Consider the following 12,486-nt stretch of genomic DNA (forward strand, 5'->3'; position numbering starts at 1 on the left):
CACTTGCAGCTTGTAGCTTGCCGCTCCGATCTTCAGATCGCGCAAACCACGCCTGTTCCGCCAATGCCGCAATAACCCTGTGGGTTTTTCGCCAGGTATTGCTGGTGATACGCCTCGGCGAAATACACGGTCGGTGCCTGGTCGATTTCGGTGGTGATCTGCCCCAGGCCGGCCTTGTTCAGTTCGGCCTGATACGCCTCGGCACTGGCCTTTGCAGCCTCCAGTTGTTCCGGTGTGGTCGCGTAGATCACCGAACGGTATTGGCTGCCGATGTCGTTGCCCTGGCGCATGCCCTGGGTTGGGTTGTGCAATTCCCAGAACATCTTCAGCAGGTCTTCGTATTTCACCTTGGCCTGGTCATACACCACCAGCACCACTTCGCTGTGGCCGGTCAGGCCGGAACACACTTCTTCGTAGGTCGGGTTGGGCGTGAAGCCGCCCGCATAACCCACCACGGTGCTGACCACGCCGTCGCGCTGCCAGAACTTGCGTTCCGCTCCCCAGAAGCAGCCCAGGCCGAAGATCGCAAAGCCTACGTCATCGAGGAATGGGCCCAGCAGCGGGTTGCCGTTGACGAAGTGCGTCTCGGGCAGGGTCATCGGCGTTTCACGCCCAGGCAACGCTTGTTCTTGAGTAGGCAGCACGTTTTTGTTCACCAGAATTTCCGAGCGCAAGACCATGAGCAGTCCTCTCGTCAGGTTGAGTGATGGTAAAAATTCAGACAGTCAGTGTGCCCGAGTGTTACAGCGATGTCAGGCGATTGGGCCACGCGGGTAGCGTTTAAGCATGGCCGGCAGCTCTGCTCCGGGAATCGGCCGATCGAACAGGTAACCCTGGCCCACATCGCAACGGTGCCGCCGCAGGAAGGCCAGCTGTTCGGCGGTCTCGATGCCTTCGGCCACCACCTTGAGCTTGAGGTTGTGCGCCATGGCGATCACGGCGGAGGTGATTTCCATGTCGTCCTGGTTGTCCGGGATCTCGTGGATAAAGCTGCGATCGATCTTGATGATATCGATGGGGAATTTTTTCAAGTAACTCAGCGATGAGTAGCCGGTGCCGAAGTCGTCCATGGCCAGGGTCAGGCCGAAGCTCTTTAACTGGTCCAATTGCAGGCGCGTGTCTTCGGTGGCTTCCAGCAGCAGGCCTTCGGTCAGCTCCAGCTCCAGCAGGTTGGCCGGCAGCTGTTCTTCCTTGAGGATCGTGGCAATCGAGGCCACCAGGTCCGGGTCGGAGAACTGCTTGGGGGACAAGTTGATCGCCACCTGCAGGTTGCCCAGGCCGGCGGCGCTCAGTTGCCGGCTCATGCGGCACGCCTGGCGGGCAATCCATTTGCCGATGGGGATGATCAAGCCAGTCTCTTCGGCCACGCTGATGAACTGGTCGGGGCGGATCATGCCCTTTTCCGGATGGTTCCAGCGCAGCAGCGCCTCCATGCCGAGCAGGCGGCCGCTGCGCAGGCATAGCTTGGGCTGGTAGAACACGTCCAGCTCGTTCTGCGTCAGGGCGCGGCGCAGGTTGTTCTCTACAAACAGCTTGTAGCTGGCTTCGGCATTGAGGGCTTCGGTGAAGACCTGGACCTGATGCTTGCCGTTGGCCTTGGCTTTATGCAGTGCCAGGCCGGCGTTACGCATGAGGGTTTGCGGGTCGCGGCCATGCAGCGGCGCGCAGGCCAGGCCCACGGAGCCGGTGACGCTGATCAACTGGTTGTCGACGAACATCGGTTTGTCGAGGGTCGCCAGCAATTGGCTGGCCACTTGCTGACCGGTTTCCAGATCGGTTTCATCCAGCAGCACCGCGAACTCGTTACTGGCAAAGCGCGCCAGGCTGCCACTGCTGCTTAAGCTGTTGCGCAGGCGTCGGGCCAGGCTGATCAGCAACTTGTCGCCGGTCTGGTGGCCGAGGCTGTCATTGATGCGCTTGAAGTTATCGATATCCACCAGCAGCAGGCTGATCGGACTGTCGCTGTCGCGGGCAAAGCGTTCATCGAGGTTGCGGATGAACGCCGGGCGGTTGCCCAGATTGGTCAGGTTGTCGGTGTAAGCCAGACGCTCGATGCGCTGCTGGGCCAGCTTGGTCTGGGTGATGTCTTCGTAGATGCCGATGTAGTGGGTCAGCTCACGGTTGTCGCCATAGACCTTGGAAATCGACAACTGCCCCCAGTAGGGTTCCAGGTTCTTGCGGCGGCTTTTGAACTCGCCCTGCCAGCTGTTGCTCTTGGCCAGGCTCGACGGCGCGTCGAACAGCAACTCACTGAGGTTTTCCAGCGCCGGCAGCTGCGCCAGGCGATGGCCGTGGACCTCTTCTGCGCTGTACTGGGTGATCGCGGTGAAGCTGGGGTTGACGTACTCCACCACGCCGTCGCAGTTGACCAGCAGAAAGGCGTTGGCGCTTTGCTCTACGGCCCGCTGGAACAGGTGCAGGGCGCTCGTGGCGGTGCGACGGTTATGGTTGTTGATGACTTGTGCAAACTGATCCGCCAGCTCCCCGGCAAAGGCAATTTCATCGGCCTGCCACGCGCGCGAACCGCCGCTCTGTTCCAGGCACAGCACGCCGACCACCTGCCCGTCGACGCGGATGCTGGCGTCGAGCATGGCGTGCACATCGTTGGCTCGCAGGCTCTCGGCCATTTCGCGAGTGCGTGGGTCGCGCATGGCGTTGGTGGCATCGATGGCTCGGCTGGTGTGCAAGGCTTCCAGATAATCCGGGAAACAACTGGCGTCGATGGGATCAGGCAAATGGTGCTGTTGATCGGCGCGATGGTAGGCGGAAATCGGCACCAGGCGCTGGCCTTCAAGGTTCCAGATACTGGCGCAATCGAGCTGGTAGATTTCGCAGGCGCTGCGGGTGATCAGCTCGGCGGCTTCCTGCAGCGAATTGTTGGCGGTGTAACGCTGGCGGGCCAGCAGCAGGATCAGCTCCTGCTGGGCGCGCACCCGTTCCAGGTGCTGCAATTGTTCCTGCTGGGCCCGTTGGTTGAGTTCCAGGGCGATCTGCAGACGACTGTTCTGACTCTCCAAATCTTCTGAGGAGGGAAGGGGCAAAGGCACCTCGCTGAACAGGCCGTCGACTACCATCAGGTAACCGCGCAGCAAGTGACGATTGTGTTGTTTGTAGGCTTCGCCCATTTCCAGCAGGCTCAGCGGGCCATCGTTGGTGTGCAGGGTGTAACGCACCAGATAGTGCGGGCTCTGGGTCAGTTGCTGCTGGATGGCGTCGTGCAACTGATAGCGGGCCTGGGGTTCCATCAGGCTGGCGTAGGGCGTGCCGATCAGGGCGCACAGTTCAACCGCCGGCAGGCCGAATTGGCGCTCGCAGTTGGGATCGAGGTAGAGCATAGCCCAGCTTGCCTCATTAAGCCGCTCGAAACGCAGCATACCGAGGCGCGAAGGCACCGGTAACTGCGTCACTACCTCGGCCGCCGTACGGGCGACATCGGGTTGGCTTTTCATGGGGGAAACTCACTTGAAATAACGCGCACGGCGCCGGGCTCACGCCCTCTTTTCTGTTGCCTGCGGCAAGGTTGCATCATGCGGCGCGGGCTGACAAGAGAGGATGAAGGCTAAGTGCTATATGTGTGTTATCGGCCGCTTGGGGGATTTCTACAGTCGCAGTGACAGAAGGTGTACAAACCTGTTCTCTCTGTCCAGTTTTCGCGGTGAAACACGCAAAAAAAGCCCCGCCAAGTGGCGGGGTTGAGGTACGAGCGTGGCGCTCGGAAATCGGTGCAAACGGGCCTTCCGGGTTAAGAAGGAAGGCCCGTCGCGGCTTACAGCAGGATGGTGCGGATGTCGTTCAGCAATTGGCTCAGACGCTGGGTGAAACGTGCAGCGGCGGCGCCGTTGATCACACGGTGATCGTAGGACAGCGACAGTGGCAGCATCAGCTTCGGCTGGAACGCCTTACCGTCCCAGACCGGCTGGATTGTCGCCTTGGACACACCCAGGATCGCCACTTCCGGCGCGTTGACGATTGGCGTGAAGCCGGTACCGCCAATGTGGCCGAGGCTGGAGATGGTGAAGCAGGCGCCCTGCATATCGTCCGGGGTGAGCTTCTTGTCACGGGCCTTGGCCGCCAGTGCGGCAGCTTCAGCGGCGAGCTGCAGCAGGCTCTTCTGGTCGACGTTCTTGATGACCGGCACCAGCAGGCCATCCGGGGTGTCGACCGCAAAGCCGATATGCACGTACTTCTTGCGAATGATCGCCTTGCCGCTCGGCGCCAGCGAACTGTTGAAGTCCGGCAGTTCCTTGAGCAGGTGCGCGCAGGCCTTGAGCAGCAGTGGCAGGACGGTCAGCTTGACGCCGGCCTTTTCGGCCACGGCTTTCTGCGCAACGCGGAATGCTTCCAGGTCGGTGATGTCGGCCTGGTCGAACTGCGTCACGTGGGGGATGTTCAGCCAGCTGGCGTGCAGACCTGCCGCGCCGATTTGCATCAGGCGGGTCATCGGCACTTCTTCGATTTCGCCGAAGCGGCTGAAGTCCACGGTGCGGATCGGCGGAATGCCCGAGCCACCGGTGGTAGCGCCGCCGGCAGCCGGCGCTTCCTTGGCCTTTTGCATCATGGCTTTGACGTAAACCTGCACGTCTTCCTTCAGCACACGACCGTGAGGGCCGGTGGCGGCGACGGCGCTGAGCTCGACGCCGAATTCACGGGCCAGCTGACGCACGGCCGGGCCGGCGTGAACCTTGGCACCGCTCGGCGCAGGCGCGGCAGCAGCTGGGGCCGGTGCGGCCTCGGCTTTTGCGGCGGGTGCGGGTGCGGCAGCCGGAGCCTGGGCGGCTTCAGCTTTGGCCGCCGGAGCGGCGGCCGGTGCTGGAGCAGCGGCAGGCGCGGCGCCTTGTACTTTGAGCTTGAGGATGAAGTCACCGGTGCCGACTTCGTCTTCCAGCTTGACCGCAATGCTTTCCACCACGCCGGCAGCCGGCGAAGGAATCTCCATGGAGGCCTTGTCGGACTCCAGGGTGATCAGCGACTGGTCGGCTTCGACCGTATCGCCGACCTTGACCAGCAGCTCGATGATCTTGGCTTTGCCCGACGAGCCGATGTCCGGAACGTGAATGTCCTGAACGGTAGCGGCAGCCGGTGCAGCGGCCGGGGCCGCTGGGGCCTCGGCGGCAGCGGCAGGCTTTTCAGCCGGCGCGGGAGCGGCTGCAGGAGCGGCCGCCGCAGGCGCCGCATCGGCGGCACCTTCGATTTCCAGCTCGAGCAGTTCGTCGCCTTCTTTCAGGCGGTCGCCCAGCTTGACCTTCAGGCTCTTGACCACGCCGGCCTTGGGAGCAGGAATTTCCATGCTCGCCTTGTCCGATTCCAGGGTCAGGATGCTCTGGTCGGCTTCGACGGTGTCGCCGACCTTCACAAACAGCTCGATTACTTCACCTTCACCGCTGCCGATGTCAGGTACGCGAATGAGTTCGCTCACAAAAAGTCTCCTCAGCAGTCCAGTGGGTTGCGTTTTTCCGGGTTGATACCGAACTTGACGATGGCGTCAGCCACCACCTTGGGTTCGATCTCACCACGGTCAGCCAAGGCTTCCAGGGCTGCCAACACCACGAAGTGACGGTCGACTTCGAAGAAGTGACGCAGCTTCTTGCGGCTGTCACTGCGGCCGAAACCGTCGGTGCCCAGGACTTTGAACTCCTTGGACGGGACCCACTGGCGAATTTGTTCGGCAAACAGCTTCATGTAGTCGGTGGAGGCGATGACCGGGCCCTTGCGGCCGGCCAGGCATTCTTCGACGTAGCTGGTTGCTGGTTTCTGGCCAGGATGCAGACGGTTGCTGCGCTCTACGGCCAGGCCGTCGCGACGCAGTTCGTTGAAGCTGGTCACGCTCCACACGTCGGCGCCGACGTTGAACTCGTCACGCAGGATCTTCGCCGCTTCACGCACTTCGCGCAGGATGGTGCCGGAGCCCATCAGTTGAACGTGGTGCGCCGCTTCCTTGGTGTCTTCTTCGAGCAGGTACATGCCCTTGATGATGCCTTCCTCGACACCGGCCGGCATGGCTGGCTGCTGGTAGGACTCGTTCATCACGGTGATGTAGTAGAAAACGTCCTGCTGTTCTTCGGTCATTTTCTTCATGCCGTCCTGGATGATCACCGCCAGCTCGTAGCCGTAGGTTGGATCAAAGGTGCGGCAGTTCGGGATGGTGGCAGCCAGGATATGACTGTGACCGTCTTCGTGTTGCAGGCCTTCGCCGTTCAGCGTGGTGCGCCCGGCGGTGCCGCCGATCAGGAAGCCACGGGTACGGCTGTCGCCCGCCGCCCAGGCCAGGTCGCCGATGCGCTGGAAACCGAACATCGAGTAGAAGATGTAGAACGGCAGCATCGGCTGGTTGTGGCTGGAGTACGAAGTACCGGCGGCGATGAAGGAGCTCATGGCGCCCGCTTCGTTGATGCCTTCTTCGAGGATCTGGCCCTTCTTGTCTTCCTTGTAGAACATCACCTGGTCTTTATCGACTGGCTCGTAGAGCTGGCCGACGGAGGAGTAGATGCCCAACTGACGGAACATGCCTTCCATACCGAAGGTACGGGCTTCGTCCGGAATGATCGGAACGATGCGCGGGCCGATGTCCTTGTCCTTGACCAACTGCGCGAGAATCCGCACGAAGGCCATGGTGGTGGAGATTTCACGGTCGCCCGAGCCGTCAAGGATAGCCTTGAGGGTGCTGAGGTCCGGCGTCGGCACGCTGAAGCTGTTGGCGCGGCGCTGTGGCACGAAACCGCCCAGCGCGGAGCGACGCTCGGCCAGGTAACGGGCTTCGGCGCTGTTCGGCTCCGGCTTGAAGAACGGCAGGTTCTCCAGCTCTTCGTCCTTGACCGGGATGTCGAAGCGGTCGCGGAACAACTTCAGGCTGTCGACATCGACTTTCTTGGTGTTGTGCGCGGTGTTCTTCGCTTCGCCGGCACCGGTGCCATAACCCTTGATGGTCTTGGCCAGGATGACGGTCGGCTGTTCTTTGTGGTTGACCGCTTCGTGGTACGCCGCATAGACCTTGTACGGGTCGTGGCCGCCACGGTTGAGCTTCCAGATCTCGTCGTCGGACAGGTCGGCAACCATCGCCTTGAGTTCAGGCGTGTTGAAGAAGTGTTCACGTACGAATGCGCCGTCTTTGGCTTTGTAGTTCTGGTACTCGCCGTCGATGACTTCGTCCATGCGGCGTTGCAGGATGCCGTCGACGTCCTTGGCCAGCAGCGGGTCCCAGAAACGGCCCCAGATGACTTTGGTCACGTTCCAGTGAGCACCGCGGAACACGCCTTCGAGTTCCTGGATGATCTTGCCGTTGCCGCGAACCGGGCCGTCGAGGCGCTGCAGGTTGCAGTTGATGACGAAGATCAGGTTGTCCAGTTTTTCGCGGCCGGCCAGGGATATGGCGCCCAGGGATTCCGGCTCGTCGCACTCGCCGTCGCCCAGGAAGCACCAGACCTTTTGCTTGCCTTCAGGGATGAAGCCACGGGCTTCCAGGTACTTCATGAAACGTGCCTGGTAGATCGCCTGGATCGGGCCAAGGCCCATGGATACGGTCGGGAACTGCCAGAAATCAGGCATCAGCCAAGGGTGCGGGTAGGACGACAGGCCCTGACCGTCGACTTCCTGGCGGAAGTTGTTCATCTGTTCTTCGCTGATGCGGCCTTCCATGAACGCACGGGCGTAAACGCCTGGAGACGTGTGGCCCTGGAAGTAGATCAGGTCGCCGCCGTGTTCGTCGGTCGGGGCCTGGAAGAAGTAGTTGAAGCCGATGTCATACAGGGTTGCGCTGGAAGCGAAGCTGGAGATGTGACCGCCCAGGTCCGAATCTTTCAAGTTCGTGCGCATTACCATCGCCATGGCGTTCCAGCGTACCAGCGAGCGAATGCGGCGTTCCATGAACAGGTCGCCAGGCATGCGTGCTTCGTGGGTAACGGGGATGGTGTTGCGGTATGGCGTGGTGATGGCGTAGGGCAGTTGCGAGCCGCTGCGGGTCGCGAGTTCGCCCATACGGGTCATCAGGTAGTGAGCACGGTCTTCGCCTTCTTTGTCGAGAACCGATTCCAGGGCGTCCAGCCATTCCTGGGTTTCGACGGGATCGAGGTCTTGCATGGCTTGCTCCAGGGCGGAAAGGCTACCAGAATCGGTTGCCTGAAGTTTGCGACTGGCCTTGTGGGCAGACGACATAAATTCTTGGATGGCCGAAGGTTGCTTCGGCGTCCTGTAGTTTTACTACAAATCGTCGGCCATTTCAGCCTTTCGAATGTATATACGAGTAGTAAAACTACACAAGACTGAGCGTATGACTCGGTCTGGCTGGTGAGCATAATCGTTATTGTTGATCTTTTGCGAACAAGAAAAGGTAGAAGTTTAATGTTGCCTGCCAAAATTAAAGAATTTTCAGCTATTTCTAACTTTTGTTCGACAGTCCTTCATTTGGCGCGGTGCTCGCGCTTGTCGCTACAAGCCTTCCACGCGCCGATCAAGGATAGACCATGAGCCTTCCAACGCTGGCCGAATTGCCGGCCATTCTGCTTCCGGCTGCCCAGCGGGCCGAGCAGTCATTTCGTGACGCCGTGGCCGCGCTGGATGCCGATCATGGCCTTTCCGGGTGGGCGCCGCAACGCTGGGCCGACTTCGCCCGGGTGTGCGCCGCCAGTGATTTCGTCATTGAACAGAGCATTCGTGACCCTTTGATGTTGCTCGAACTGGCCGCCTGGGGCGAGCTGGATCGCGGCTTTGCGCCTGGTGAGTTGTGCGGGCAGATCGCGGCAGCGGTGCAACAAGCCGAAACAGAAGATGAGTTGGGCCGGGTCCTGCGTCGTCAGCGTACGCGCCAGCAGGTGCGCATTATCTGGCGCGATCTGACCCGTCAGGCCGACCTGGTGCAAACCTGTCGCGATTTGTCCGACATGGCCGACGCCAGCATCGACCAGGCCTACCAATGGCTCTACCAGCGCCACTGCGCACAATTCGGCACGCCCACCGGGCGGCGCAGCGGCGAGGCCCAGCACATGGTGATCCTCGGCATGGGCAAGCTCGGCGCGGTGGAGCTGAACCTGTCATCGGACATCGACCTGATCTTCGCTTACCCCGAGGGCGGCGAAACAGTGGGCGTGAAGCGCGCCCTGGATAACCAGGAATTCTTCATTCGTCTTGGTCAAAAACTGATCAAGGCCCTCGATCCGATGACCGTCGACGGATTCGTATTCCGCGTCGATATGCGTTTGCGCCCCTACGGTTCGGCCGGGGCGCTGGTGCTCAGTTTCAATGCGCTGGAGCAGTACTACCAGGATCAGGGACGCGACTGGGAACGCTACGCCATGATCAAGGCGCGGGTGGTGGCCGGCGATCAGGTGGCGGGCGCGCAATTGCTCGATATGCTGCGGCCGTTCGTCTACCGACGTTACCTGGATTTTTCCGCCATCGAAGCGCTGCGCACCATGAAGCAGCTGATCCAGCAGGAAGTGCGGCGCAAAGGTATGGCCGACAATATCAAGCTGGGCTCGGGCGGCATTCGTGAAGTGGAATTCATCGCCCAGGCGTTCCAGTTGATCCATGGCGGCCGCGACCTGAGCCTGCAGCAGCGGCCGTTGCTCAAGGTGCTGGGCACGCTGGAAGGCCAGGGCTACCTGCCGCCGGCGGTGATCGCCGAGTTGCGCAACGGTTATGAATTTCTGCGTTACACCGAACACGCGATCCAGGCGATTGCCGACCGGCAGACCCAAATGCTCCCGGACAGCCCGCAGGACCAGGCCCGCATCGCCTTTATGCTCGGCTTCCCCGATTGGGCGGCGTTTCATGAGCGCCTGATGTACTGGCGAGGTCGGGTCGACTGGCATTTCCGCCAAGTGATTGCCGATCCGGACGAAGAAGATGGCGAAGAAAGCGAGCTGGTCGTGGGCGGGGAATGGTTGCCGCTGTGGGAAGAGTCACAAGATGACGACGCGGCCTGCCGTCAGTTGGCCGACGGCGGCTTCACCGACGCGCCCAAGGCGCTCAAGGCCCTGGCCAGCCTGCGCGGCAGCCCGCAACTGCGCGCCATGCAGCGCCTGGGGCGCGAGCGCCTGGATGCATTTATCCCGCGCCTGCTGGCGCAGGCCGTTGAACACGCCAATCCGGACCTGGTGCTGGAGCGCGTGTTGCCGCTGGTTGAAGCGGTTGCGCGGCGTTCGGCCTACCTGGTGCTGCTTACGGAAAACCCCGACGCCTTGCGTCGCCTGTTGACCCTGTGCGCTGCCAGCCCGTGGATCGCCGAGCAGATCACGCGTTTCCCGTTGTTGCTCGACGAATTGCTCAACGAAGGTCGGCTGTTCAAGCCGCCGTTGGCGCCGGAACTGGCCGCCGAGCTGCGCGAACGCCTTACACGTATCCCCGAAGACGACCTTGAGCAACAGATGGAGGCCCTGCGCCACTTCAAGCTGGCGCACCGCCTGCGCGTGGCCGCTTCGGAAATTGCCGGCAGCCTGCCCTTGATGAAAGTCAGCGACTACCTGACCTGGCTCGCCGAGGCGATCCTGGAGCAAGTACTGGCCCTGGCCTGGCGCCAGACCGTGGCGCGGCACGGTTCGCCGCAGCGGCTGGATGGCACCTTGTGCGATCCTGGGTTCATCATTGTCGGTTATGGAAAAGTCGGCGGCATCGAACTGGGGCATGGTTCGGACCTGGACCTGGTGTTCATCCATGACGGCGACCCGCATGCCGAAACCGATGGCGCCAAGCCGATTGACGGTGCGCAGTTCTTTACGCGCCTGGGCCAGCGCATCATTCATTTGCTGACCACCCAGACCAACTCCGGCCAGTTGTATGAAGTGGACATGCGCCTGCGCCCGTCCGGCGCATCCGGGCTTTTGGTGAGTTCGTTGGGCGCGTTCGATCGCTATCAACACAATGAAGCCTGGACCTGGGAACATCAGGCGTTGGTCCGCGCCCGCGTGCTGGTGGGCAGCCAGGACGTCGGCCAGGCCTTCGAGCAGGTGCGGGCCAGGGTGCTGGGGCGCGAACGTGATCTGGCGAAGCTGCGCCAGGAGGTCAGCGAGATGCGCGCCAAGATGCGTGACAACCTGGGCACCAAGAGCACGGCGGCCGGCACGGGCGCCAATGCGTTCGAAGCCACGGCGCTGTTCGACCTCAAGCAGGACGCCGGAGGTATCGTCGATATTGAATTTATGGTGCAATACGCGGCTTTGGCATGGTCTGCGCAACATCCATCGTTGCTGCGCTACACCGACAATATCCGCATTCTGGAAGGCCTGGAGCAGGTGGGGTTGATGCCCGCCGCCGATGCCCACCTGCTGCGCGAGGTCTATAAGGCCTACCGTTCCGCCGCGCATCGCCAGGCCTTGCAGAACGAGGCCGGTACGGTGGCCGGCGATCAGTTCGTCGATGAACGGCGCCAGGTGATGCGGATCTGGCAGGAGCTGGGTCTGAGCTGAACACATTATTAGGGCGGGGAGGCATAAGCCTCCCCGCATCGTTTGTGGAAACTACATGAATATTCTGATCGTTGGGCCCAGTTGGGTCGGTGACATGGTGATGGCACAGACACTGTTCCAGTGCCTGCGCCTTCGCCATCCAGATTGCCAGATCGACGTGCTCGCCCCTGAGTGGAGTCGGCCGATCCTGGAACGCATGCCCGAAGTGCGCAAGGCCTTGAGCTTTCCGCTCGGCCACGGCGCCCTGGAGCTTGCGACCCGTCGTCGCATCGGCAAATCCCTGGCCGGCCAGTACGACCAGGCGATCCTGCTGCCCAACTCGCTCAAGTCCGCGCTGGTGCCGTACTTTGCCGGCATCCCCAAGCGCACCGGCTGGCGTGGCGAATTTCGCTATGTGCTGCTCAATGATGTGCGTACGTTGGACAAGGCACGCTACCCGCTGATGATCGAACGCTTCATGGCCCTGGCCTATGCGCCCGGTGCCGAGTTGCCCACGCCGTATCCGCGCCCTAACCTGCGGATCGACCCGGTCACCCGCGACGCGGCGCTGGCCAAGTTCGGCCTGAGCCTGGATCGCCCGGTGCTGGCGCTGTGCCCCGGTGCCGAGTTTGGCGAGTCCAAGCGCTGGCCCTCGGAGCATTACGCCAAGGTCGCCGAGATGAAGATCCGCGAAGGCTGGCAGGTGTGGCTGTTCGGCTCGAAGAACGATCACTCGGTGGGCGAAGACATCCGCCAGCGCCTGATTCCGGGCCTGCGCGAAGAGGCGGTGAACCTCAGCGGCGACACCTCGCTGGCCGAGGCGATCGACCTGCTGTCCTGCGCCGATGCGGTGGTGTCCAACGACTCCGGCCTGATGCACGTGGCGGCCGCTTTGAATCGCCCGTTGGTGGCGGTGTACGGCTCCACTTCGCCAGGGTTTACCCCGCCGTTGGCCGATAAGGTTGAAGTGGTGCGACTGGGCCTGGATTGCAGCCCCTGTTTTGAGCGCACCTGCCGTTTCGGCCACTACAATTGCCTGCGCCAGTTGTTGCCGCAGCCGGTCAGCGAAGCCTTGCAGCGGTTGCAGGGCGACGTGGTCGAGGTTCACTGA

The 12,486-nt window shown here is 61.8% G+C and carries 6 protein-coding genes; 2 read left to right on the top strand and 4 right to left on the bottom strand.

The window, feature by feature from the left end:
* Positions 1–32: 32 nt before the first annotated feature.
* The 4 genes from msrA to aceE all read right to left on the bottom strand — a co-directional run bounded on the left by msrA (position 33) and on the right by aceE (position 8,073).
* Complete coding sequence (gene msrA, locus PSH94_RS02195; protein WP_181080391.1) at positions 33–680, bottom strand: peptide-methionine (S)-S-oxide reductase MsrA; 648 nt, start codon at positions 678–680, stop codon at positions 33–35.
* Between the two features lie 72 nt (positions 681–752).
* Positions 753–3,449 (bottom strand): bifunctional diguanylate cyclase/phosphodiesterase, encoded by a 2,697-nt coding sequence (locus PSH94_RS02200; protein ID WP_305436308.1) that lies wholly within the window; start codon positions 3,447–3,449, stop codon positions 753–755.
* Positions 3,450–3,766: 317 nt separating this feature from the next.
* Complete coding sequence (aceF, locus tag PSH94_RS02205; protein ID WP_181080393.1) at positions 3,767–5,416, bottom strand: dihydrolipoyllysine-residue acetyltransferase; 1,650 nt, start codon at positions 5,414–5,416, stop codon at positions 3,767–3,769.
* An 11-nt stretch (positions 5,417–5,427) separates the two neighbouring features.
* Complete coding sequence (gene aceE / locus PSH94_RS02210) at positions 5,428–8,073, bottom strand: pyruvate dehydrogenase (acetyl-transferring), homodimeric type (protein WP_181080394.1); 2,646 nt, start codon at positions 8,071–8,073, stop codon at positions 5,428–5,430.
* 383 nt (positions 8,074–8,456) lie between these two features.
* Here aceE and glnE point away from each other — a divergent pair, with 383 nt between their 5' ends.
* Together glnE and waaF are read left to right on the top strand one after the other, a co-directional pair.
* Complete coding sequence (glnE, locus tag PSH94_RS02215) at positions 8,457–11,396, top strand: bifunctional [glutamate--ammonia ligase]-adenylyl-L-tyrosine phosphorylase/[glutamate--ammonia-ligase] adenylyltransferase (protein ID WP_181080395.1); 2,940 nt, start codon at positions 8,457–8,459, stop codon at positions 11,394–11,396.
* 55 nt (positions 11,397–11,451) lie between these two features.
* Positions 11,452–12,486 (top strand): lipopolysaccharide heptosyltransferase II, encoded by a 1,035-nt coding sequence (waaF, locus tag PSH94_RS02220; protein ID WP_181080396.1) that lies wholly within the window; start codon positions 11,452–11,454, stop codon positions 12,484–12,486.

The organism is Pseudomonas sp. FP2254, assembly GCF_030687695.1.
GTDB classification, from domain to species: Bacteria; Pseudomonadota; Gammaproteobacteria; order Pseudomonadales; family Pseudomonadaceae; genus Aquipseudomonas; species Aquipseudomonas quebecensis.

Bases quoted from the DNA above. Each gene is read 5' to 3' on its own strand.
- msrA (WP_181080391.1), bottom strand. From the start codon at position 680: ATGGTCTTGCGCTCGGAAATTCTGGTGAACAAAAACGTGCTGCCTACT.
- PSH94_RS02200 (WP_305436308.1), bottom strand. From the start codon at position 3,449: ATGAAAAGCCAACCCGATGTCGCCCGTACGGCGGCCGAGGTAGTGACG.
- aceE (WP_181080394.1), bottom strand. From the start codon at position 8,073: ATGCAAGACCTCGATCCCGTCGAAACCCAGGAATGGCTGGACGCCCTG.
- glnE (WP_181080395.1), top strand. From the start codon at position 8,457: ATGAGCCTTCCAACGCTGGCCGAATTGCCGGCCATTCTGCTTCCGGCT.
- waaF (WP_181080396.1), top strand. From the start codon at position 11,452: ATGAATATTCTGATCGTTGGGCCCAGTTGGGTCGGTGACATGGTGATG.